This window comes from Cerasicoccus sp. TK19100 (assembly GCF_027257155.1).
GTDB lineage: Bacteria > Verrucomicrobiota > Verrucomicrobiia > Opitutales > Cerasicoccaceae > Cerasicoccus > Cerasicoccus fimbriatus.
The window spans coordinates 110,911-133,740 of sequence record NZ_JAPWDU010000005.1; the positions used below are offsets into that span (position 1 = coordinate 110,911).

Sequence of the window (22,830 nt, forward strand, 5' to 3'; positions counted from 1 at the left end):
AGGCGTCCGCTGAGTTGGCGTGGCGTGCGCGGTCGGCTTCAGCCATCCGCATCTCTGCGCGAATTACATGTCGGCCTCTAAAGAGACCGACCTACGCCACTCCCGCGCAACGGCTTTTGCGTCTTACTTTGCGGACTTCGGGTCAAACGCGTCGCGCAGGCCGTCACCGATCGCGTTGAGCGAAAACAAGGTTGCCGAGAAAAACAGCGCAGGAAAAAGCAGGAGCCACGGGAACTCTTCCATCGTTTCGGCACCTTGGTTGAGCAGGTCGCCCCAGCTTGTCATCGGGGCTTGCACGCCGAGTCCGAGGAAGCTGATAAACGCCTCGAGCAGCATGACGCCCGGCACCGTGAGCGTGGCAAAGACGATGATTACGCCAAAGAGATTGGGTAGCAAGTGCCGTAAAATAATGGCCAAGTCGCCTTGGCCCAGTGCGCGCGATGCCTGCACGAACTCGCGGGTCTTGAGCTCCAGAGCCTGCCCGCGCACGATGCGCGCCATGGTCAGCCATTCGACGGCACCAATGGCCACAAAGATCAGCGCGAAGTTTCGCCCGAAAAAGGTCAGAAGCAGGATGACAAAAATCACAAAGGGCATGGCCTGCAAAATCTCCACGCCGCGCATCATGGCGCGGTCGGCCATGCCTCCGGCCAGCCCGGCGATCACGCCATAGGTCACGCCAATGAGGACGGATACGAGGGAAGCCAGCAGCCCGACGGCAAAGGAAATACGCCCGCCGATCATGATGCGCGCCAGCAAGTCGCGGCCGAGAATATCGGTGCCTAGCCAGTGCTCGGCCGATGGCGCGCTGGCACCTAGCTCAAGGTTGGTGACTTCGTGGTATTTCGCCGGTTGGAAAAACGGGCCGATCAGGCACACGGCGATGATCAGCGCAAGCAGGATGGCGCTGGCGAGGGCCAAGCGGTTTTTTCGCCAGCGATGCCACCCATCCGACCACGGAGAGGCCGGTGCCGGGGCAGGGGGGCTGGCGGCGGCGTTGCTCATCGAATCGCTTCGTGGATCGCCACAATGCCAAACGTCAGCGGCACGGCACGCACCTCGCTAAAGCCCGCTTCGCGAATCTGCGCGCTGAGGGTCTCACGTGCCGGAAAGCCCTCGATGGAGCACGCCAGGTAGTCGTAGGCGTCTTTTTTCCCCGTCACGATGGCAGCCAGCGGCGGCAGCACGCACTTCAGATAGAAATAGTAAAACGGGCGAAACCACGTGTAGGGCTGCGAAAACTCCAGGATGAACAGCCGTCCGCCGGGGCGCAGGGAGCGGCGCATTTCGCGCAGGCCGCGTAGGCGGTCCTCGAAATTTCTCACGCCAAAGGCGATCGTGATCGCATCGGTGGACTCGCTTTCCAGTGGCAGGTCCAGGCAGTCGCCAAAGGCGAAGCGGATGGCCTCGTCGCCAAACTGGTCGCGTTGCTTGGCGCGGGCCTCATCGAGCATCGGTTCGCAAAAATCGAGGCCGGTCAAATTCACCTCGGCGGGTAACTTGCGCCGCAGGGCAAAGGCGACATCGCCGCTACCGGTGGCCAGATCGACGACTACCTGCGGCTTGGCTTTGGCAACCATGCCCACGAGCACTTTGCGCCAGTAGAAGTCCACCCCGCCACTAAGCACGTGATTCGCGGCATCGTAGCGATGCGCGATTTGTCCAAACATCTGGCTGATTGCGGCTCCTTCCGGCATAATCCCTTACTAGAACGCAAACTTTGCCCGTTTGACAACCTCGCGTTTCGCTTTTGCGAGGTCGCGCTAAGATTTTTCCGGTTCGGTAGCGTCGTTGTCGATTGGAGGCGTTTCGTCTGCGGGCTTGTTTTCCTCGACTTCTTTGAAGCTCTGGACGACCCACTGGGAAAGCTCTTTGTCGGGGTTTTCTGCGGCGGCGGCGCTGATTTCGAAGGCAGTCTTGCCGGTGTTGCGGGCGACGATGTTCAGGCCGTGGGGGAAGTCCTTAAAGCGCTCATCGCAGATGGTGCGGAGGGTGCGGTCGGCTTCGGTGGCGGCTTCGATCAGGACGTCAGCGGCTTCATCGGTGAAGGTCAGCTTGAAGCTGTTTTCGCTTTCGAAGGCTTTAGTGAAGGCCTCCAGTTCGCTCTCCCAGACCTCGCGCATCAGGTGCTTGTGGTCGACGATGAGCTTCGTCAGCGACTCCTCGGGGTCGGCGATCATGTCGGTGGTGACCTCGAAGGACTTGATGGCGGTCGAGGGGAGCTCGAACTTGTAATTTCGGAAAATGCGCTCCAGGACGGTCATTAGGCCGCGGGCACCGGTCTTCTCCTCGTAAGCTTGGCGGGCGATCTCGATGATGGATTCCGGCGTAATTTTAAACTCGATCTCGTAGCCAGCGAAGTCGCGGCGGTATTGCTTGAGCAGCGAGCCCTCGGAGCTGGTCAGGATCGCGGCGAGGTCCTCGGGCTTCAGGCTTTCGCAGGCCACGCGCACCGGGATGCGGCCAATGAATTCCGGCTCGAATCCGTAGTCGATAAAGTCGCGCGTGGCGGCCTGCTGGAGGTATTTGAAGGGGTCGTCCGCCGCCGCATCGCTGAGATTGGCACCGAAGCCGATGGAGGTCTGCTCGACGCGCTTCTGGATTTTTTCGCCCAACTTATCGAAAGCACCGCTGACAATGAACAGGATGTGCCGCGTATTGATGGTGCGTTTGTTGGGCTTTTTGCCGCCGCGGCCGCCTGTCATCATTGCCTGCATCTGGCCCATGATGTCATTGGGCGAGAAGAGGTTGACCTCGGTGTCTTCCATCAGCTTGAGCAGGTTGATCTGCACGCCGCGACCAGACACATCCTTGCCGCCTTGGGCGTTGCCGGCGGAGGCAATCTTGTCGATTTCGTCGATGTAAATGATGCCGTATTGAGCGAGCTCCACATTGCCATTGGCCGCCTTGACGAGGTCGCGCACGAGGTCTTCCACATCGGAGCCCACGTAGCCGGTCTCAGAGAACTTCGTGGCGTCGGCCTTGACGAAGGGCACGCCGATGTAACGCGCGATGTTGCGCATCAGGTAGGTTTTACCCACACCCGTGGGCCCGAGCAGGAGGATGTTCTGCTTGGCGTAGTCCTGCTCCAGCAGGCGCTCGTTTTCCAGGCACTGGCGGATGTGGTTGTAGTGGTCGCAAATGGCGACGGAGAGGACCTTTTTCGCGTCAAACTGCTTGATGACATAGCGGTTCAGGTGGTCGCGAATGTCTTTGGGTTTAAGGTTGAAGTCGCGGATGCGGCGCAGGGTTTCGGCGTCTTCTGCTTCCTGGTCGATCTCGCCCTTGGTGGGCTCTTCCTCGGTGGCTCCCATACTGCCCATGGGGTGCATGCCCATGACTTTGCTGCCGGGAGGCATCATATTCTGAAGCTTTTTCTGGATTTCTTCGAGGAGGTTGCCGTCGTCTTTATCGCTCATGTTTTGTATGAAATTGGATGGGTTATATGGGTTTGGACGGTGTGTCCGTGGGTGTAAAAAATTTCCTAACTAATAGATGATGAGGGACTAAATAATGTTTGACAGTCTGTTTGTGTTGCAAGACTATGACTTCCACCAGTCCACCGTGTTGCGTCTATAACATCTCTTTTCTTTCCTTGTCATGTCCGGGAACCTCACCAAACGGGATATCGTTCTACAAATCTACGAAAAAACCAATTTTCCGCAAAAGGAGGTTCGGGAAACTGTCCAATTGACCCTCGATGCCATTGCGGACGCACTTGCCGCCGGTCGCAACGTTGAACTGCGAAATTTCGGCGTATTTGAGGTCCAGTTGCGCAAAAGTCGCATCGGCCGCAATCCCAACCGCCCGGAGAAAGACGTCGTCATTCCCAAGCGTGCCGTGATTAAATTCAAGGCGGGCAAGGAGCTGAAGGCGCACTTGAAAGATCTAGATTTGTCCAAACTAGACGCTGAAGACACCGCTGAGTAGCGGAGGTTCGGATTTTTAGGTTCGATACGTGGGTTTTTAGCCACGGATGAACGCGGATGTAACACGGATGCCAGCGTGACTGAGTTTTTTAGGGCGATGCTTCGTCATCGCCGCACATAGCTTTCTTGGGGATGGTTCGTCATGGCCGTTGGTTGCCTCGCCGATTGTAGAAGCGACTTCCAGCCGCCTTTAGTATCAATGACTAAGGAAAGCGGCAAAATGCCGCGTCCACGCCAAATGCAATGGATCAGCGTTTAATCCGCGTTCATCCGCGGCTAAAAGAAAACTTTGCCTCTCCGCGTTTACCCGTTCTTTTCCAGTCCGAAGCGCTCGATGACTTCCTTGGCGAACTTGCCGTAGGCGAAGGCACCGGGGTTGAGCCGGGCGTATTCGAAAATGGATTTACCGAAGCTGGGTGCCTCTGACAGGCGGACCGTGCGCGGGATGATCGTCTTGAAAAGGAGGTCTGGGCGGTAGTTGCGGACCTCATCGACGATTTCCTTGGAAAGCTTGGTGCGGGAGTCATACATCGTCATCAGGATGCCACCGACAGATAGATCGGGGTTCACCTCAGCTTCGCGGAGCTGGTCGACCACGCTTAGGATTTGGCCCAGGCCTTCGAGTGCGAGGTATTCGCACTGCAGAGCGACGAGCAGGTAGTCCGCCGCGGTCAGGCTGTTCATCGAGATCATGCCGAGGGCAGGGGGGCAATCCAGAATGATCGCGGAGAACTGGCCACTTTGCTTGACGGGCTCCAGCACGTTTTTGAGCTGCATCAGGTAGTCTTCTTTTTGGCCAAGCTCCACCTCGATCGCGGACAAGTCGACTTCCGAGGGGATCATCCACAGATTCTTATCGCGGGTCTCCTGAATCTTGTCCATGGCCTCACCTTCGCCATGAAGGGCGTCGTAGAGGCTGCCGCCGGGCTCTTTTTCGAATCCGAGGCCGCTGGTTGCGTTGGCCTGGGCGTCGAGATCGATCAGGAGGGTAGGCACCTTGCGGCGGGCCAAGCCCACGGCGAGGTTGATCGCGGTCGTGGTTTTGCCCACGCCGCCTTTTTGATTGGCGATAGAGAAGACCTTGGTCGGCATTGGGGTGGGTTTAGATTATATTGCTCTTCGGCGAAAGACGAAAAACGCCAATGTGGAAAAAACGCAAAAAGCGCTTGAAAGGTTCGGATTTTTACGTTGGCTTGTTCGCTTTGGTCAATGGTGCGGTAGCCAAGTGGTAAGGCCCGGGTCTGCAAAACCTGTATTCGGCGGTTCGATTCCGCCCCGCACCTCCATTCCTGATTTTTGTGAATCAAGTGACCTTGGGCAATTTGGCCCGTTTAATGCCTCAATGTTGGGCAATGGGATTTCGATTCTATCAAGGGGAATATCTACCTCTGCGGAATACTCCAATCTTGCCTCGGTCTGTTAGGGTTTAGGGCCTAATATGCCTGAATTAAGGTGCATTTTCGGGTTTTACTTCATGAATTGCCTCAACTTGAATGATAAGTCAGGTTTATAACGTAAATGAATGCCACGGCTAAGCTCACTAACGGCCTGACGGTTTTTGACAGGTATCGTTTAAAACGCCTCTTGGGACGAGGCGGAATGGGTGTGGTTTGGCTGGCGCACGACATTGAGCTGGAGAAAGATATTGCGCTCAAATTTCTCACCGAAAACCTGCTTTTCGACAGTGCGGCGATTAAAGACCTGAAGAAGGAAACCCGCCGTGGCATGGAGCTCGCGCACCCGAATATCATCCGGGTTTACGGGTTTTTCTCCGGTGATGACCGTGCAGCGGTCGCCATGGAATACGTGGAGGGGAACAACCTCTCCACTCTGCGCGATACCCGGCATGGTAGCTATTTTGAAGTGGCAGAAATCGCCTCTTTGACGATGGAGCTTTGTTCGGCGCTTCATTATGCGCACTCGAATGCGGAGATCGTCCACCGCGACCTGAAGCCGGCCAATTTGATGGTCGACCAAAAGAACCGCCTCAAGGTGGCGGACTTCGGCATTTCCTCGAGTCTGAATGACGCCCATACCCGGCTAACGGGCACGATGGGGCTGCGCGGCACCATGCTTTACATGGGCCCGCAGCAGCTCATGGGGCAGCGCCCTTGTATTTCCCACGATATTTACGGGCTGGGGGCGACGCTGTTTGATTTGCTCACGGGCAAACCGGTTTTCTACACGGGCGACATCAGCCTGCAAATTCGCGAGAGCATGCCGCCAAGTATTCAGGAGCGGCGCACCGAATTAGAAATCATCGGTGAGGAAATCCCGCCAGCATGGGAGGACACTATCGCGGCCTGTCTGGCGAAGGACGCTGCCGATCGCCCCAGCTCGGCGGCGGAAGTCATTAATCGACTTTGCCTGACTGAAGGGCTGGCCAACAGTGCCACGCCTTTTCCCATGCCGATGAGCGGGGCGTATTCGTCTGGGCCAGCGGCGCCGACGATCCGTGATGCGGGGGACTCGATTGAACTTAGTGGCCGTAATTACCGCCACCCGCCGACAGCGCAAACAACGGTAAAAGAGCCAACGGATTCCGCAAACACTCAGCAGCCGGTCACGATCCAGCAGCGGCAGTCGCCATTGTCTGGGCTGGTTTTGGTGCTACTGGTGCTTTGCAGCGTGGCGGGTGGCGGCGCTATCGCCTATCTCGCGTTTCATCAGGGGAGTCATGAAGCCACGATTAAGGCTAATGCGTCACCCTTGGCCAACAACGCAAACCTGACCGCGGGCCCAGGGCCATCAGGTTTGAATGCGCGGCCGACGCCGGGTGGACAGTATCCCGGTCCGCCCAACTTTGACACCATGGGTGAGGGTCCGCCATCCCCCAACTTTGGCCCCGGCCAGACGATTAACACCGGTATGCATCGTGGTGTGCCTGAGGGCATTATTTCCACGGGTATTACCAATCGCGCGGGGCCGGATATCGTAGAGGCCCCACGCCGCGGTTATGATTTCAAATTGCAGAATACCGGCATGGTGTTTCGCTGGGCACCGCCATTTCGTTTTCAGATTGGATCACCTGCGCATCGTGTAGGGGATTCCGTGAATGACAGCTCCACGCTGGTCGACTTCACCCAAGGGTTCTGGATCTGCCAGCATGAGGTGACGCAGCATGAATATGAAAAATTCATGGGCATGAACCCCAGCGAAAACGTCCATGGCAAGCACCCCGTGGAAAATGTTTCCTGGAGCGAGGCTATGGCGTTTTGCGCGAAATTGAACGAGGTTTATGCGAGCCAAATTCCGGAGGGCTATACGTTTTCCCTGCCGACTCAGGCTCAGTTCGAATACGCATCCCTTGGTGCCGTGAATGGCTACTACGGACAGCAGGGCAGATTTGAAAGATTTGCTTGGAACTCCGTTAATTCTGAGATGCGCTCGCATCCGGTGGGCGAACTGGAGCCGAACGAGTTTCAGTTATATGACACCGTGGGCAATGTTTCCGAGTGGACGCTGGACTGGTATGGCCCGTTGCCTGGGGGCGAGGTTAAAGACTTTGCTGGCCCGGAAACCGGCGAGGCCAAAGTCGTCCGTGGTGGAAATTATACGCAGGGTGGTTCCGACTTACGTGTGAGTGTTCGCGAAAGTTACCCACCGGAAACAAAGGACCCGCGCATCGGCTTTCGCGTTGCACTGATACCGATTACTTTCCACAATTCGCCCGAAAATTAATTCCTGCACAATGCCTGATAGCTTACACGATTCCACGACGATTGAACCCGGCCTTAAGGTGACCGTAGAAGGCAAGACCTACCTGGCGCACCATGGCGACATTCTTGGTCGCGAAGGCACGGTGGCCAAAGACGTTTTTTACTTCATTAAGACGGTGTCCCGGATTCATGTGAAAATCTTGAAGCAGGAAGGCCATTGGTTCGTGGTTGTGCCCAAGGCCGTCAGCAACTCGACCAAACTTGATGGCGTGGAAGTGCCGCGCGACGAGCCCCAGAAAGTTCTGGGTACTCGTATTTTGAAGATGTCCGAAAACTGCGTCGTTACGCTGGAAGCGTAGCGGCCCGCGCGAGATACTTTCTGGTTGCTCTAATAGCGTGCGACCAGCTCTGCTTCGTAGGCTTGCCCATCCAGTGGCAGGACGACCGGCTGGCTCTTGAAGGTGGAGTAAAGCATCGCATTGGCGAGCTCCACCGAGTGGATGCCTTCCGCGGCTGGCGCAATGAGCGGCTCGCCGTGGAGAATCGCATTGGCGAAATTGGTGAGGATGGCGACATGGCCGTTTGCACCGGCCTGATGCGGTATATCGATGTGCCATTTTTCCGGGCGATCAAAGCCGTGAGTGGACTGGCGCAAGTGCTCGGAGACGAGTTTCTCGGTTCGGGTGAACTGAAACTTCTCGCCCTCAATGATGATCAGCCCGCGATCGCAGGCCACTTCGAGTCGGTTGACTCCGGGAGCCTCTCCCGTGCTGGTGACAAAGACACCGGTGGCCCCGTTGGCGAACTCCAGCATCGCAGTCACGTCGTCTTCCACCTCAATGTCATGATGGCGGCCAAACTGGCAGATGGCGGTGAGCTTTTTCGGCATGCCAAACAGCCATTGTAGCAAGTCCAGGTTGTGCGGGCATTGGTTGAGCAGCACGCCGCCGCCTTCGCCTTTCCAAGTGGCGCGCCAGCTACCCATGCGGTAGTAGGTGTCGGTGCGGTACCAGTCGGTGATGGTCCAGTTGACGCGTTGTATCTCGCCCAGCTGACCACTTTGGATCAGCTCGCGCAGCTTTCGGTAGTGTGGCGTGCAGCGTTGGTTGAAGACCGCGCCAAAGACCAGATCAGGGTTGGTGTGGGCGCGGATCAGTTTCTCGCAATCGGCCTTGTGGACTGAAATAGGCTTCTCCACCAGCACGTGCAAATTGCGCTCGAGCGCCGCAATTCCCAGGGGAGTGTGGCTGAAGTGCGGCGTCGCGATAAGCACCGCTTCCACCTGGCCGGAGTCCATCATTGTGGTGGAATCAGTGAACTTCGCCACCGATTCCGAAAATACGCTGAGGCGGGCCTCATCCGCGTCGGCAATGGCGGCCAGCGTCAGGCCGGACGCTCGTCCTTCGAGGATGTTTCTGGCGTGAATGTTGCCCATCGTGCCAAGGCCGATGATGCCGAGTCGAACTGTCTTTTCTGTGCTCATTTAGTCGAGATAACTTTCGCGGTAAGAGTAAACGGTCAGCCTCTTTCGTACTTCGGCGACAGAGATATTGTCAAACAGTCGCAGGGTGACGTTTTTTTCTTCGCCAGGGAAGAGGTCGAAGAAGTTGTCGCTCAAGCGATGCGGAATCGCGCCGTCGAGATTCAGGTAGACGCGGTAGGCGATTTTATCCGTGGATAATGTGATGGCGAACGCACCGTCGCTGGCTTTGGCTACCTTGGTTTTTATTTTCGGTAACTGGAATTCCAGACGCTTGGGTCCGGTCAGGCAGGTGGTGTTAACGCTGTCTTCGTAACCCTCCGCGGTGAGGCGCGTGCGGATGATCAAGTCATCGAAACTGTGGGATTCAACTTGCTTGGCCAGGTCGAGCTTTTTGCCAGAAATGGGTTTGCCGGGGGTGAGCTTGACGGCCTTGGATTCCTCCAGCAGCAATTTGTTTTCGGCGACTGACCAGACCTGCCAGGAGAGTTCTCCGGAAGCGGCTTTGACGCCGTCGAATACCGTGTAAATATCCACGGCGCTCACGTGCTGGGCGGCCAGATCAGCCTCGGTTAACGTAATGCTCGTGCGATATTGCCAGTCCGTCTGTTCGACCCAGAGCAGGTCATGCTCGTTGCGACGGCAAAAGGGATCAGGGATTAACCCATGGCTGAGCAAATCGGTATGTACGCAACCCGGGACGGTCGCCTGGAGCGATGTTTTTTCGCCAGCCTGGCGGAATTCCCAGTTCTGGTTTAAACAGTGGTTTGGTGTCAGGGTGGGGGGCGATGACATGCCCCCCCAGTAAGTTGCGAAGCGTTTCGCTAGTGCGAGATAAAAATGATTCTCTTAGAAGGGGTGAAACATTTTGAGTGTCACCTCATCAATGGTCAGGCCCTCCACGTGGCCGTCGGCAAAAAGAATGTTTGCGGTGTTGTTGGCCTCGCGAAATCCAAGCGTGTCAACCGGTCGGGTTGCTTCGTCGGGGTGGGCCAGTGTGGTGCCACCACTACCTTTGCCTCCGAAACCCCAGTTTTCATTGATGCCAACATCGCCAAGCATGACCGTGTCGGTTGGGTTTATCAGCTTGTTATGATACCAATATTGCTGATCCCATCTGGTCACCAGGTTTTTGTTCATTGCATAGCAGACCGTGCCTTCCCCAGCAAGGCAGTCGGTATTTGGGCAAACCATCATGTTATAAGTTTCGTCCTTTGTGATGTAGCCATTATTTACCAAGCTAGCTGTCCAGGGCAGGTTGTCGTCCAACTCTTCACTCGCTTGTTTGGGCAACCATGGGTTTGGCATGCGGAAATCATTTTCCTGCGCATAAACCTGGAGTAAGCTTCCCCAGTTGCGAAGTGTTGATTGGCACTCACTGGTTTTGGCGGCATGTCGGACTTTGCCGACTGCGGGTATGAGGATCGTGGCCAAAATGGCGACGATGGCGATAACTGTCAGGAGTTCTACCAAGGTAAAACCCTGTCGGGGGGTACGATAGGGGAGTTTCATAAAGTAAGGGGTTTGAATGCATACGATTAATCAACTGCGGACTAATTGCAAGCATTGGTTGACGAATCCTTGCTGTATAGGTGATTCCCGGTGTCAGTTGTCAGCTAAGACCCGATATCATCGAAATAGCGATTCGGAACGGAGACTTAGCTCAAAATGGAATCGATTTTCGCCAATTCTTCGTCGCTCAGAGGGCCTGCGTCCAGTGCTTTGGCGCAGTCTGTAATCTGCTTGGGGCGGCTGGCACCGATCAAGACGCTGGTGGTTTCCGGGTGGCGAAGCACCCACGCTAACGCGAGTTGTGCGAGGGTTTGCCCGCGCTCGGAGGCGACTTCATTGAGGGCGCGGAGCTTCTGCTGGAGTTCGGGGGTGATGCGGTCGGCGTTCAGGAAAACGCTTTGGCTGCCGATGCGGGAATCCTCCGGGATGTCCTGCAGGTACTTCCCAGTCAGAAGGCCACCTGCAAGCGGACTAAATATCATTGTGCCGACGCCATCAGCAGCGTTGGTTTTAAGTAATGCGTCGCGCCCCTCGCGATTGAGCATACTGTAGCTGAACTGGTGGATGATGGGCACCGTCCAGCCATTGCGGCGACAGGTTTCCACGACTTGCCGGGCATGCTCCGGCGCATAGTAGTTGGAAAAACCCGTGTAGAGTGCACGTCCGCTTTGGACGAGATAGTCGAGCGCGGCCAGGGTTTCCTCCAGCGGGGTCTCGTTATCCGGGCGGTGGTGATAAAAGATGTCCACATAATCAAGCTGCAGGCGCTTGAGTGACTGGTCGCAGGAGCTGATGATGTATTTGCGCGAACCGCCGTCGCCATAGGGGCCATCCCACATGTGGTAGCCGGCCTTCGACGAGATGATGAGTTCGTCGCGGTGATTGGCAAAGTCCTCGCGGATAATTTTACCGCAGCGTTCTTCGGCTGAGCCGGGGGGAGGGCCGTAGTTGTTGGCCAAGTCGAAGTGGGTGATGCCCAGATCGAAGGAGGTAAAAAGCATTTGTTGGCAATTCGCGTGGATGGTCGCCTCGTCACCGCTGTGGAGGGAGTCGGTACCCGGCGCGCCGAAGTTGTGCCAGGCACCCATGCTGACCGCGGGTAGTTTCAAGCCGGAGTTGCCGCAGTAGCGAAACCAGTTGGCGGGGTTGTTCTTGTAGCGATTTTCAGAGGGGGAATACGACATATGGCGCAAGAGTAAGCAGATGTTTTCGCTTTTGGCTACGCTTGAGCTTCAATTTTCTATCTTTTGTTGATGCTGACGTTTACACCCAGCACGATCAGCGGCGCTGGAAATGATGTTCGAAAAGGAATCGAAACGGTGAAACTTTTTGCCAAAAATGCACCGGTTGCAGAATTATTGTAACTTGAAAATCTTGACTATCGATTCGTCTGACGGGTGAGTAAGTCAGCAAGTTGATGACCTCGATTTCGGTAAATTTATTAAACCATACTCTCTAACAAGTTATTAAACAAAGGATGCAATTTTTAGGTGGACAAGGTTAGTTCATTTACTCTCATTGGTGGTTTCCCCCGATCAATGAATCCCAATAACTCCAAGTTTAACTTTTATGGTAGGCTCGTGATCATAGAAGTGATTACGGCATTTACGCTCATCTTTAGCGGTTGTGACGCTCAAGATCGGTCGGGTGATGGAGAACTCTCAGCCTACGAAAAAGGCCTGGACGCGCTGGAGATGTTTGATTTCGGCGAGGCTTATGATCAGCTCTCCATCGCACAACCCGAGCTCTCGCCTTCGGATGAAAAATGGCTTGATGCGACATATGCCTACGCTTTGGCAAGCTGGCATCGCCCACCGCCTCGCGCTGAGACGATCGACCAAGCAGAAGGTTTGTTCAATGAGCTGCTGGCGGCAGATATTTCCGACGATTGGAAGACACGCGTTAAGCTTTCGCTGGCGCGTATCTATGAGGTGAATGATTACCCCGGCGATGTTGTTGACTTGGACAAGGCTCGCGCCCTTTACCGCGATGTAATGGAAACCCATCCCACCGGGGAGTTCGGTTACCAGTCCTCGCTGCGATTGGCGCAGACTTACATCCAGCAACTGGATACGTCTTCTATTCTAGAAGGTATCAAAATCATCCAAGAGCAGATTGAGCGTGATCCGGACTCCAACTGGGCGAACATCGCCTATCAGTATTTGGGTGATACCTATTATTTTGGCATGGAAGATCCGAGCAAGGCGCTGGAGTATTATCTCATTGCGGAAGAACTCGGATTCTCCAATGACGCGTCGACGCACTTTTTCCTTTGGCGTATGGCCGAATGGGCTAATGAATTAGGGGAGGAGCGCGAAGCAGTCCGCCTGTGGACACGTATTGTTAACGAGTTTCCCCGCAGCCCGTATGGCACACTTTCACGCGATTATGTTCGCGCATACGTGAAAAAACACCCGGATAGCGGTATTACTCCTCCTGAACTGCAGACCTGGTAGTATGAGCAAAGACGATTCAGAGAGCAAAGGCTTTAACTGGAACTTGGTGGCGCTCGGCATTTTGCTGATTGCTTACCTTTTTAGTGCCGGCCGTTTCTTCATTTATAGCGCTACTCATAGTGATGATGGTGATAACAAAATCGTGCGCGTGGCGCATTGGCAGCTAGAGCCAGGTTATCGTGAGGCCCTTGAGTGGGCTATGAATGAATACAATAATCTTCCGCATGTTAAGGAAGCCGGGATCACAGTGACACAAATGGCGCTGCCCACCCGGGTGTATCCCCAATTCATGAACGTGCACCTGATTAGTGGCACCGCGCCAGACATCGCAGCCGCAGGTATGTCCACCATCATTGAGGGTAGCTCGATCGCGCGCTTTTATGCGTCGCTGGGTGAGTATGTGAAGGAGCCCAATCCTTACAATTCCCGTGAGTATACAGACCCAGAGATGGAAGAGGAATTGCGCGAATATCTGGCAGTTTCTCCATGGAAGGAAACCTTCCTCGATGGTATGGAAGGTGGCTGGAAAGGTGAGCTGAACGATTACTACTCGGTGCCGGTTAGTAGCTTCGGCAGCGTTCGCATGTTCTACAACACCAAGCTGGTTAATGAAGCGAAGGAATACATTCTCGCCAACATCGACAAGAAACCGCAGCCAGAGTGGTTGCAGCAGGTCTGGATCAATGATGTCGATGGCGAAGTGACTGGTTATTTGCCCGACAATGAGCGGTTGCGGACTTGGTTGGACAAGGCGGATGTTCCCCCCGAAACCTTGGGGCAGTTCATTCTCTTCTGCTTTGCGATTGAAGAAATGGCTATCGAGAAGGACCGTAGCACCCTCACGCCAATCTCGGTTGGTAACTATGCGATTGGTGACCCTATCTACCGCTATCAGATCAGCTTCTTCCGTCATCTGGGTAACAACCAGATCGAGCAAAATGGGTCGCCGGGCATCAGTGGCTTGGAGGCAATGGATGCATTGCACCGTGGTGCCTGGACCTTCCAGGACGAGCCGATTATTGAGTTCGTCAAGCTGGCCAAGCTTTTTAGCAGTTTTTACCCCGCTGGGTATATGGGCCTCGACCGCGAGCAAGTGCAGCGTCGCTTCGTTTCCGGTGATGCCGCAGTCTTTGCATCTGGTGGCTGGGATGCCGCTGGCGTTTACAAAGGCTCACAGGAAAGTGAGGACCCCAGCAAGCGCTTCCAGGTGCAGATCAAGCCAGTTCCCACGCCCGCGCCCGATGAGCGTTGGGCTGATATGCTATACTACCTGCCATCGGAGGCTAACTTTAAGGCCGGCGTACCCTTGGCGGTGAATAAGCAGTCGCGGAATTTTGATTGGTCCCTGGACTTCCTCAAGTTCCTCTCATCGCAGCCGATCAATGAGGAGTTCAACCGCCGCGCAGCTTGGCTGCCTGCTGCCCTTGGCGCGAAGCCGGTGGAATCTATGGTGGAGTTTTCTCCAATCATCGAGGGTTATCCGGGTGAAATGACCTTTAACCCCACCAATTCACGTGCCCCGATTCGCAGTAAGTGGCAGGGTGACTTTAAGCTCATGGTGACTGGTGAAATGTCTTACGAAGATTTCTCCAACGGATTCATGGAATTTTTGGAAAATCCATACCAGGGCATGCAAGGTTACTGGTATCAAGATCGTCAAAATGCGAGAGATCGCACCCGTGCACTGGATCGCAACTTGTCGGTCGAAGAGTTTTTTGCGGCGAAGGATCATGATTCCAAAGTGGCTAACCGCTTCCAGTCTTTGTTCTATCAGAGCCTGGGTAGCGATGAAGGCGTAATGCTTGATTTGATCTGGAGCCGACTTCACCCGGGCGAACCTTTCCCGGATATTGATTAATTACTGTATTTGAATTCCCCGTGGCTACTAATTTAAAAGCGACCAAAGGCAGTCCATCCAAGGGACTCTTTCCGAAGGGAAAGCTTTACCTTGCGCTCTATTTGCTTTGCTTTCCAACGACGGTCTCCCTGCTGATCTTCAGTTACTACCCGAAGATTGACGTGGTTTTCATGTCGTTCTTCCGGTGGAAGCCCCCGGTGGTGCAGGAGTTCATTGGCCTGCGCAACTTCCTTGAGGCATTTTCCGACCCGCAGTTCTGGGATTCGTTTAAGCTGGTGGGTATCTTGCTGGCAGCAAACATGGTAAAGCTCTGGCCGGGCATTCTCGCCGCGATTGCCTTGCACCGCTTGATGAACGACAAGCTCCGCTACATCTTCCAAGTGTGCTTTGTGGTGCCCATGATCATTCCGGCCATGGTTTGGCTCCTGATCTGGAAAAGCTTCTACGATCCGGACTTTGGTCTGCTCAATCGCTTCCTCAACGCGACTGGCGGTATGAGCGTTCTGAACTGGATGGATACCGCCATGCCAAAGGTGGCCTCTGTTTTGTCACCCGTGACGAACGGTTTTATCAGCCCGGTCTTCGGAGGCTTGGGCGGTGTCTTGGTTATTGGTGCCATGATCATTGCCTTTGGCACGCGCCAAGAGTTGAGCAAATCGCGTTTCACGGATTACGGTGCTCTACTGGCCGGCAGCATTGTTTTACCGCTCGCTAGTATTCTCGGCTTGTTTGCGACACCAGCGACCTTGTTGGTCCCTTTCATCGCCCTGATTGCCTGGATGTATTGGCTCTCTAAGCGCTTGGGGAACAGCTGGATTTCCTGGCCCTTCATGATGCTTGCTGGCACGGTGGTGTTCTGGGGCGAGCTCTGGCGCCTGCCGATTGCATTGGTTATTGGCATCGCTGTCTTCGAGGCCGTGCGTTCGAAAATGGATTACTTCACTGGACGTCCGCTGCTTAATTGGATCGGCTTGGGCGTGCTGGCCGTTGGTTCATTCTTCATTTTATTTGGCGAAATCTGGACGAACCCCATTGGTCAGTTCGATATGGGCACACCTGCCTGGATCGGTAACAAGGATCTCGTGATTCCCGCATTGCTCTTCTGGGGCTTCCCATGGGTCGGCACCGTTGGTGTGTTGATTTACCTGTCCGGTCTGCAAAATATTTCCAAGGATGTTTACGAAGCTGCTGAGCTCGATGGCGTTGGCCCACTCGGCATGATTTTCCGCATCGAACTGCCGCTGATCATGACGCAGGTCCGCATCAACATGATCTTCATGACGATCGGCACGCTCGTACAGTATGAGACCTTCCTGATCTTACTCGGCCCCGATGGCGGTCCTGGCAACAAGGGGATGGTGCCCGGATTGTATATGTTCAGCTCGGCGTTCTCAGAAGGCCGTTTCGGCTACGCTTGTGCTTTGGGCATGGTGCTGTTCGTGATCATCCTGCTCTTGACGATCGTTTACCAGAAATACGTAAAGGTGGATAAATAATTATGTCGCAACAAAACAGCAAAATAGGCGAAGCAATTAAGGTCAGTTATCTGATCTTCGTGCTGTTCTTTGCGTTCGTGCCGCTGTTCGTGATGCTCGTTGTCAGCTTCAAAAGCAACGAACAGTATCTGGCCAATCCCTGGTTCTTCGACTCTCCCGCCGATTGGAAATGGGGTAACTGGGCCTATGCTTGGGACACCGTCAGCGGCTATATCGCCAACTCGATCTTCGTCTCCGTCAGCGGCACCGCGATCACCTTGGTTATCGTTTTGTGCGCGAGTTACGCCATCGCGCGGTATAACTTCCCGGGGAAGAACCTTATCTTCTATCTCGTCATGGCAACGATGTTCCTGCCCGGCACGGTTGCTGCGCTGGTGACCTTGTTCGACCTGCTCCGGCAATTGAATTTAATCAATAGCCTCTGGGCTCTGGTGGTGATGGCCGCTGTCGGTGGGCAGGTGACGGGTGTCTTCATCCTGCGTAACTTTATTGAAGACATACCGAAGGAGCTATTTGAGTCCGCGCAGCTTGACGGGGCAGGGCACCTACAGCAAATCTGGCACATTGTGCTGCCGCTTTCGGCCTCGATTATTTCCGTTACCTGCATCATGGACTTTCTGGCCTCGTGGAACAACGTCATCTTGCCGCTCTTGCTTCTTCGTGACAACGAGCTGCTGACGATCCCCGTTGGTCTGTATCGCCTCGACGGCGAATACGTGAAGCAATACGGTCAACTCATGGCGGGCTTTGCGATCTCCTCAGTGCCGCTACTCATTCTCTTCTTATTTTCGATGAAACTCTTTGTGAAAGGTCTCTCCGCAGGCGCGGTGAAAGGATAATTACCATGGCAGAAGTAACCCTCAAAGATTTGGTCAAGGAATACCGCGACGACAAGCGTACGACCTTCCGTGCCGTTAAAGGCATCAATTTGGAAATTCGCGACCGCGAGTTCATGGTGCTCGTTGGCCCCTCCGGCTGTGGCAAGTCCACCTCGCTACGCATGATCGCTGGCCTGGAAGACATCTCCGGCGGCACGATTTCTATCGCTGACCGCGTCGTCAACGACGTGCAGCCCAAGGACCGCGACATCGCCATGGTTTTCCAAAATTACGCGCTGTATCCGCACATGACGGTGTTCGACAACATGGCCTTTGGCCTGAAATTGCTCAAATACCCGCGCGACGAAATTAAAAAGCGTGTCGATGACGCCGCTGAAATCCTCGGTCTGCACTCGATGCTCGACCGCAAGCCCAAGCAGCTCTCGGGTGGTCAGCGCCAGCGTGTGGCTGTGGGCCGCGCGATTGTCCGCAAACCCAAGGTGTTCCTCTTCGACGAGCCGCTTTCCAACCTCGACGCCAAGATGCGCGTGCAAATGCGCACGGAGATTTCTAAGCTCCACGCACGCCTCAATGCCACGATGATCTACGTGACGCACGACCAGACCGAGGCGATGACCATGGGTGATCGTATCTGCGTCATGAAGGACGGCAACATCATGCAAGTTGATGAGCCGCTGGACCTTTACAACCACCCGGAGAACATGTTCACGGCCGGCTTCATCGGTAGCCCGCCCATGAATTTCTTCCACGGCCAACTCGTTTCCGAAGGCGGTAAGCTGATTTTCGTGGAGAACAACACCGCCGGTGCCCCGATCCGCATTACGCTCGACGACCGTCTCTCGCGCCTAGCCCAGAATTACCAGGGCAAGGGCATCGTGCTCGGTGTGCGTCCCGAGGACATCGCCGACGCCGTAACCGTGCACAATCTCGACGAGTCGCGTTGCCTCACCGCCAAGGTGGAAGTTTCCGAGCCCATGGGCGCTGAGACCTATCTTTACTTCGATACCGGAGCCCACAGCTTCATCGCGAAGGTCCACTCAGAGCACAAGTTCGACTTCGGACAGAGCGTCAAAGTATCGCTGGATTTGGAAAAAGCCCACCTCTTCGATCCGGAAACGGAAAACGTGCTGAAGTAGGTTTTTCTAAAAAGCGCTTGCCCCTTGCGCGGGTATCACTAAACCAGTTCAACTTTTACGGGTTATAAGACCCACTTGGCCACCTTAGCTCAGCTGGTAGAGCGGTTGATTTGTAATCTCCAGGTCGTCGGTTCGACTCCGACAGGTGGCTCCATTTTTTGGGGAATTAGAGTGCCCTTTTGAGGGCGTGTTTCTATTGGCTAACTCTCGATTTCCACGGTTTCTTCCGTAGTCTTAGGCGTTTCATCGCGCAGGAGCACGAACTTCACGTCAAACGGACGCTGCGGGTCTTGAAGCAGTAGCACGAGAATGCGCATGTTGGTGTGCAGTTGGAAAATCGTCGATTTGACTGGACGCCAAGAGCCATCATTTTCCATTTTCCGAATCAGGCGCAGCGGTGCCAGATACTTGGGGGCGCTCAGCGAGGCTGGCGTGATTATGGCTTCTTGGCGCGCCGCTATTTGAAACTGCACATCGGCCAATTGTCCGGAAAATTCGTTGTCTGTGAAATTCATGAACCGGATCGATTGCGGCGGGAATTTGCCGAAGCTGTCGTCGATCACGAGTGCCCGGTAGGGGGTGCTGGGCTCGCTGTTTGGAATCAGAATCAGCAACTGCTTGGAGACTCCCGGTTTTAGCTCGACCTTGGCAATTGCGGTTGGGGATGCGATCGCTACGCCGTCCAGGGTCGGAGTTCCAGATAGCGTGAAAAGCGCAGGCCCTTCGTAGGCAATGCGCTGCGAACGCATTTGCCTTGGGGCAATGATGGGCGATTCATCGTCGTAGCCAGGGTAGCTAAGCTGCAGTTCGCTATCCCAGCAGATGATGCTCAGCTCGGTCTTTACCCAGGGTGTTTCTTCATCCTGTGCGCTAAGCATGGGAGCTGCCGCGAACAGGGCGGCGATTAAAATGACGATCAGCGTTCTCATATTTCGTTGTCTGAGAGCCAGCGGAAAGAGGTAATCACGAAGCGGCGGCCCAACTTTCGGCTGGGAGATTCCGCTGCTAAATCCTCGAGTGCAGTCTCGGGTGGTTCATCGTTGAGAAAAATTGGCAGGCGCTGCACGTAGGCTTCGCACCATGCCCGGCCTTCGATTTCATTGGTAATGGGATTTCGCGAATCGCCATAAGCCCGAATCATGAAAGTGTCCGAGCGCGCGCTCATTGCTGGAGCGAGGGGCGTGATCAAGTCACTTTGCATGACAAAGCCGGGTGCGCCGGTAGCGCGAAGTTTTCCGCGGGCGGCGTCGGGGTTGTCGGCATTGATTAATGCCTCCTCAACGATCAGTGCCTGGTTGATGCTATTGGCCGCGATGACGCCGGGTAGCTCGTCGAGAACTGTTTTGCCGGGACTGTCGATGCTTGGGTCATCTTGGTTGACCACGTAATCGATCGCAGCTTGAACGATGCCTTTCTGGTTGCGGGGATTGGTCGCGTCGACGTTTAAGTCGCGATTCAAAAACTCCGCCAAACTGCGCGAGGGGCGTCCACGTTCTTTGATGCCCAGCACAATCTGCTCGGCAATTTGGTAGAGCTCTTCGCCGCTCAATGTGCGATAGCCGGACCACTCATAGAGCTGGCCCTGCTGAGCGCGTGGATCGTTTGCATGCAGTCGGCGCATTCGTAAGTATGGGCGCACGTCACCATCGGTTTGGGCCGCGCCATCCGGCGCTTCGTAACCGTAATTCGTCTGTGGAATGCCCGCGAGAAAAGCCGCCCACGCATCAACCGACGTTGAGTTCACATTGAAGGCACCATTGATCATCAAGTGAGCGGCCGCTTCATCATAGCCACGCATGCCACCTAGCCCGCTTAGATCGGATAGCGCATTGGCATCGTAAAAGACCAGTCGTGAATTGGCGAGATCGGCAGTCGTATCTTCATCAATTCCTTCCGGTAGGGATGAGAAGAAAAAGCGGTCCCATAGGGCCTCGTTCAGCGCGTAGCTGAAGTCGCGGGAATCATGCTCATAGAAAATGGATGCATAGCTATTGCCCAATGGATAGGCGGGATGCTTGCCGCCGGTCCCCCAGTTGACATGGGCCAACTGGCCGAGGGAAACGAGCTCGTCATTCTCGCGCAGCACATTGAAAAGAATGACTTCGCTCGAGCCGTTGCCATCGTCTTCAATGCTGCCGCCCCAGAATGCGTGTTCCATGTCATAGGCAACGGGCACCTGGTAATCGGCATTCCGGTAACTGTCGAAGTGAAACAGCGGGCTGTTGTCCCATCCGGCCAAACGTTGGGAGAGGAGTGCGCGCGGGTTTGCGTCGATCAGTGAGCGCATGCCTGCCGATTCTTCTTTGGCGGTGCCCCCGGATGAAGTGCGCGCGGGGTGATCATTGGGTAATTCGTGATTGGCCGATCCAGGCTGATTTCCACTCGTTAGATAGCCGTTGCTAGGCGTGGTCAGGGTAAAGCGAAACGTAATCAGCGACAGTGTATTTGTTGGCGCGGAGCCCTCCAGAAACTCCATGCGCGCATAAGGTTTGGTTTGTTTGCTGCCAGTCTCCTTATCGTATTTAATGTCCATGAGGCTCGGCTCGGTTTCGACGTAGTGGATGATCTGCGACGGAACGGGAAAACTGCCCGCAGTGGCATGGCCACCGGCTAAGATGATGGATGGATGCGGTTGAGCAATTTCCTCAATCTCAATCTTTGCTTTCGAACCCTCCGCCGTCAGCAGTGGGTCTATATGAATGCCGGTATCGATCAGGATGTTACTCGCGGTATAGCCTTTTTTGAGCTCTACTACGCCACCCGTGTTGCTATCCATTCCTTGGTCCATCGGCAGAGAATACACCTTGACCTCTCCCGGTTTGAACGAATCGGTGATGTTAAACGCAAGTTCGGCATTACCCAAATGGTTGGCGAAACTCAGCGGGCCCAGTTTTTGATTGAGGTGCGGCTGGGTGCTGTCGCTGACATTAAATTCAACTCCAGGAGGGCTGGGGTTTTTCTTCGCGTTCGAGCGCGGCTTCAACATCACGCAATAATCCGCCTCTTCCAAGGTGACGTTATACGGATTGCATAAAATGAGGTTTGGCTGAATGACCAGCTTGTAAGTGGAGCCGGAAATATCCACGCCGAATCGTAGCTCTATCATGGTGACGATTGGCATGACCGGATGCGTCGCGGATGGTGTCGCATTGTAGTTGTTCAGCGTGGCAAACGGCGCGAAGGCCGGAGCCATGGAGTTGTCTGAGCCAGCGCGATTATTGACATAGGAGCGGACGAAATCCCAGGTCGGCGCTGCGGGCTCCTTCTTGTTTGTGTAGGTGCTTTGTGGGGCCACCATACCCACTGGTCCAGGGTCCGGAAGAATACGACGGCCATCCTGATCATAGTTGCCAAAATCAATGGCTAAGCCTTCGCCAATTTCGCTCATCGCAGGCTCTTCGGTAAAGTCAAAATTCTCGCTGAGCCCGCGGGTCAAGTCTCGCCTGAGTCCGCCCCGCAAGGTGTCGCTGAGCACGCCGATGCTGCTCTGTGCGCTAGCATTGCCCAAGAGATCGGCCACGTTTTGCGGCGTTACGCTGCCGTCGCCATCATTGAGCAAGAGCAGTTCCTCGTAGTTGGACAAGCGCGATAGCTGATCGCGAAATACGTTTTGCGCATCTTCACTTTCCTCTTTCTGTTTTTGGAAAACCGCGGATAAAGGGGAAAGCATTTCGGCATCAAATTCGGATGCGATCGTTAGCTTGCGAACTTGTTCATCGGAGCCGGAAATCGCCACCGAAGACTCATCGACCACTGCGAGTGATGCCATGATACCGACATCGCCAATCCAAAACGCATAGCGTCCGTCGTTATCGGTCCCGGAAATCTCACTGGTCTTTACTTTTACCTGTTGCTCGGCCGCTAAGTCGGTTTGCAAAAAGGACTTTACCAGCCACACATTGTTGTTACTTGGCGAAGGCTCGGCAACCGGGGCTTGCGGCGAAAGTGGATCATCGGCCGTGCCACCATTGACGAGCCATGCCAGCGGTTCGTTGTCGCTGGGGGCCAATGCGTGGCTGGGGTTGTTGGTATCGGCAGGTGTGGCGTCCCACACGCCGGTCCATGCCGGGCTGCCGGTGTTAGCGGAGTTGATGTCGGCGCGCGCCGTTACGCGTTGATCATGCCCGGCAAAACGCTGGAGCTGGCCAAGTGCCTCCAGTAGGGCAAACTTCGCATTTTCACGCGCTTCGACGCGCTTAACGGCTTGGGTGGTTGAGGCGGTTTCCACCAAAGTAAGTGAGGAAAGTGAGAGGACCAGGGACACCATCAGCCCCATCAACAATAGCGCAATCACCAGCGCAAAGCCTCCGCGGCGTTTGGAATCTGGGTTGCGGTGATTGAGCTTGGTTCTCCGCAGGGGTAAATTGCTAACAAGCTGCATGGGTAAAACGAAACTACATTAGAGAGATCTTTTCAATTTGGCGATTCGTTTACGCGTAAACATCGGCATACGTTTACATTTGTC

The 22,830-nt window shown here is 55.0% G+C and carries 18 protein-coding genes and 2 tRNA genes; 10 read left to right on the forward strand and 10 right to left on the reverse strand.

Translation table 11 applies throughout. The features are described 5' to 3' along the window. Positions 1 to 123 precede the first annotated feature (123 nt). The 3 genes from O3S85_RS13165 to O3S85_RS13175 all read right to left on the reverse strand — a co-directional run bounded on the left by O3S85_RS13165 (position 124) and on the right by O3S85_RS13175 (position 3,419). A complete protein-coding gene (locus O3S85_RS13165) occupies positions 124 to 1,005 on the reverse strand; it encodes an ABC transporter permease (protein ID WP_269540893.1) in 882 nt (293 codons plus the stop codon). Further along, positions 1,002 to 1,697, reverse strand: coding sequence for a bifunctional demethylmenaquinone methyltransferase/2-methoxy-6-polyprenyl-1,4-benzoquinol methylase UbiE (gene ubiE, locus O3S85_RS13170; RefSeq protein WP_269540894.1), 696 nt, complete (start codon positions 1,695 to 1,697; stop codon positions 1,002 to 1,004). The genes O3S85_RS13165 and ubiE overlap by 4 nt, the downstream gene beginning before the upstream one ends. 66 nt (positions 1,698 to 1,763) lie before the next feature. Further along, positions 1,764 to 3,419: an AAA family ATPase gene (locus tag O3S85_RS13175; RefSeq protein ID WP_269540895.1), complete on the reverse strand. Its 1,656-nt coding sequence runs from the start codon at positions 3,417 to 3,419 to the stop codon at positions 1,764 to 1,766. A gap of 181 nt (positions 3,420 to 3,600) precedes the next feature. On the opposite strand from O3S85_RS13175, the gene O3S85_RS13180 reads away from it, so the two are divergent. Further along, entirely contained in the window at positions 3,601 to 3,930 is a 330-nt protein-coding gene (locus O3S85_RS13180) for an HU family DNA-binding protein (protein ID WP_269540896.1), read from the forward strand. A 302-nt stretch (positions 3,931 to 4,232) separates the two neighbouring features. On the opposite strand, the gene O3S85_RS13185 is transcribed toward O3S85_RS13180, so the two are convergent. After that, a complete protein-coding gene (locus tag O3S85_RS13185; protein ID WP_269540897.1) occupies positions 4,233 to 5,021 on the reverse strand; it encodes a ParA family protein in 789 nt (262 codons plus the stop codon). A 119-nt stretch (positions 5,022 to 5,140) separates the two neighbouring features. Between O3S85_RS13185 and O3S85_RS13190 the strand changes: the two genes are divergently transcribed. From O3S85_RS13190 to O3S85_RS13200, 3 genes are all read left to right on the forward strand, one after another. Next, positions 5,141 to 5,215, forward strand: a tRNA-Cys gene (locus tag O3S85_RS13190). Positions 5,216 to 5,447: 232 nt separating this feature from the next. Then, a complete protein-coding gene (locus O3S85_RS13195; protein ID WP_269540898.1) occupies positions 5,448 to 7,610 on the forward strand; it encodes a bifunctional serine/threonine-protein kinase/formylglycine-generating enzyme family protein in 2,163 nt (720 codons plus the stop codon). A 10-nt stretch (positions 7,611 to 7,620) separates the two neighbouring features. Beyond that, positions 7,621 to 7,947, forward strand: coding sequence for a hypothetical protein (locus O3S85_RS13200; RefSeq protein WP_269540899.1), 327 nt, complete (start codon positions 7,621 to 7,623; stop codon positions 7,945 to 7,947). A 29-nt stretch (positions 7,948 to 7,976) separates the two neighbouring features. Here O3S85_RS13200 and O3S85_RS13205 read toward each other — a convergent pair whose 3' ends face one another. The 4 genes from O3S85_RS13205 to O3S85_RS13220 form a co-directional block, all read right to left on the reverse strand. Beyond that, positions 7,977 to 9,071 carry a Gfo/Idh/MocA family protein gene (locus O3S85_RS13205; RefSeq protein ID WP_269540900.1) on the reverse strand — a complete coding sequence of 365 codons (1,095 nt, stop codon included), beginning with the start codon at positions 9,069 to 9,071 and terminating at the stop codon, positions 7,977 to 7,979. Further along, a complete protein-coding gene (locus O3S85_RS13210) occupies positions 9,072 to 9,863 on the reverse strand; it encodes a glycosyl hydrolase 2 galactose-binding domain-containing protein (RefSeq protein ID WP_269540901.1) in 792 nt (263 codons plus the stop codon). It abuts the gene before it with no gap. 54 nt (positions 9,864 to 9,917) lie between these two features. Next, complete coding sequence (locus O3S85_RS13215) at positions 9,918 to 10,580, reverse strand: prepilin-type N-terminal cleavage/methylation domain-containing protein (protein ID WP_269540902.1); 663 nt, start codon at positions 10,578 to 10,580, stop codon at positions 9,918 to 9,920. Between the two features lie 146 nt (positions 10,581 to 10,726). Beyond that, entirely contained in the window at positions 10,727 to 11,764 is a 1,038-nt protein-coding gene (locus tag O3S85_RS13220) for an aldo/keto reductase (RefSeq protein WP_269540903.1), read from the reverse strand. A gap of 396 nt (positions 11,765 to 12,160) precedes the next feature. On the opposite strand from O3S85_RS13220, the gene O3S85_RS13225 reads away from it, so the two are divergent. From O3S85_RS13225 to O3S85_RS13250, 6 genes are all read left to right on the forward strand, one after another. Beyond that, on the forward strand, positions 12,161 to 13,036 hold the full coding sequence (locus tag O3S85_RS13225) for a tetratricopeptide repeat protein (protein ID WP_269540904.1): 876 nt from the start codon (positions 12,161 to 12,163) through the stop codon (positions 13,034 to 13,036). Position 13,037: 1 nt separating this feature from the next. Next, complete coding sequence (locus tag O3S85_RS13230) at positions 13,038 to 14,894, forward strand: type 2 periplasmic-binding domain-containing protein (RefSeq protein WP_269540905.1); 1,857 nt, start codon at positions 13,038 to 13,040, stop codon at positions 14,892 to 14,894. Positions 14,895 to 14,914: 20 nt separating this feature from the next. Continuing rightward, positions 14,915 to 16,390 carry a carbohydrate ABC transporter permease gene (locus O3S85_RS13235; protein WP_269540906.1) on the forward strand — a complete coding sequence of 492 codons (1,476 nt, stop codon included), beginning with the start codon at positions 14,915 to 14,917 and terminating at the stop codon, positions 16,388 to 16,390. 2 nt (positions 16,391 to 16,392) lie between these two features. Continuing rightward, positions 16,393 to 17,229 carry a carbohydrate ABC transporter permease gene (locus O3S85_RS13240; protein WP_269540907.1) on the forward strand — a complete coding sequence of 279 codons (837 nt, stop codon included), beginning with the start codon at positions 16,393 to 16,395 and terminating at the stop codon, positions 17,227 to 17,229. A gap of 5 nt (positions 17,230 to 17,234) precedes the next feature. Further along, a complete protein-coding gene (locus tag O3S85_RS13245) occupies positions 17,235 to 18,365 on the forward strand; it encodes an ABC transporter ATP-binding protein (RefSeq protein ID WP_269540908.1) in 1,131 nt (376 codons plus the stop codon). Positions 18,366 to 18,443: 78 nt separating this feature from the next. Beyond that, positions 18,444 to 18,519: transfer RNA gene (locus O3S85_RS13250), tRNA-Thr, on the forward strand. A 46-nt stretch (positions 18,520 to 18,565) separates the two neighbouring features. On the opposite strand, the gene O3S85_RS13255 is transcribed toward O3S85_RS13250, so the two are convergent. Both O3S85_RS13255 and O3S85_RS13260 read right to left on the reverse strand, forming a co-directional pair. Further along, positions 18,566 to 19,294: a hypothetical protein gene (locus O3S85_RS13255; RefSeq protein WP_269540909.1), complete on the reverse strand. Its 729-nt coding sequence runs from the start codon at positions 19,292 to 19,294 to the stop codon at positions 18,566 to 18,568. Then, positions 19,291 to 22,746, reverse strand: a complete 3,456-nt coding sequence (locus O3S85_RS13260; protein ID WP_269540910.1) for a hypothetical protein — start codon at positions 22,744 to 22,746, stop codon at positions 19,291 to 19,293. Before O3S85_RS13260 ends, O3S85_RS13255 begins: the two co-directional genes overlap by 4 nt. Between the last annotated feature and the right edge of the window lie 84 nt (positions 22,747 to 22,830).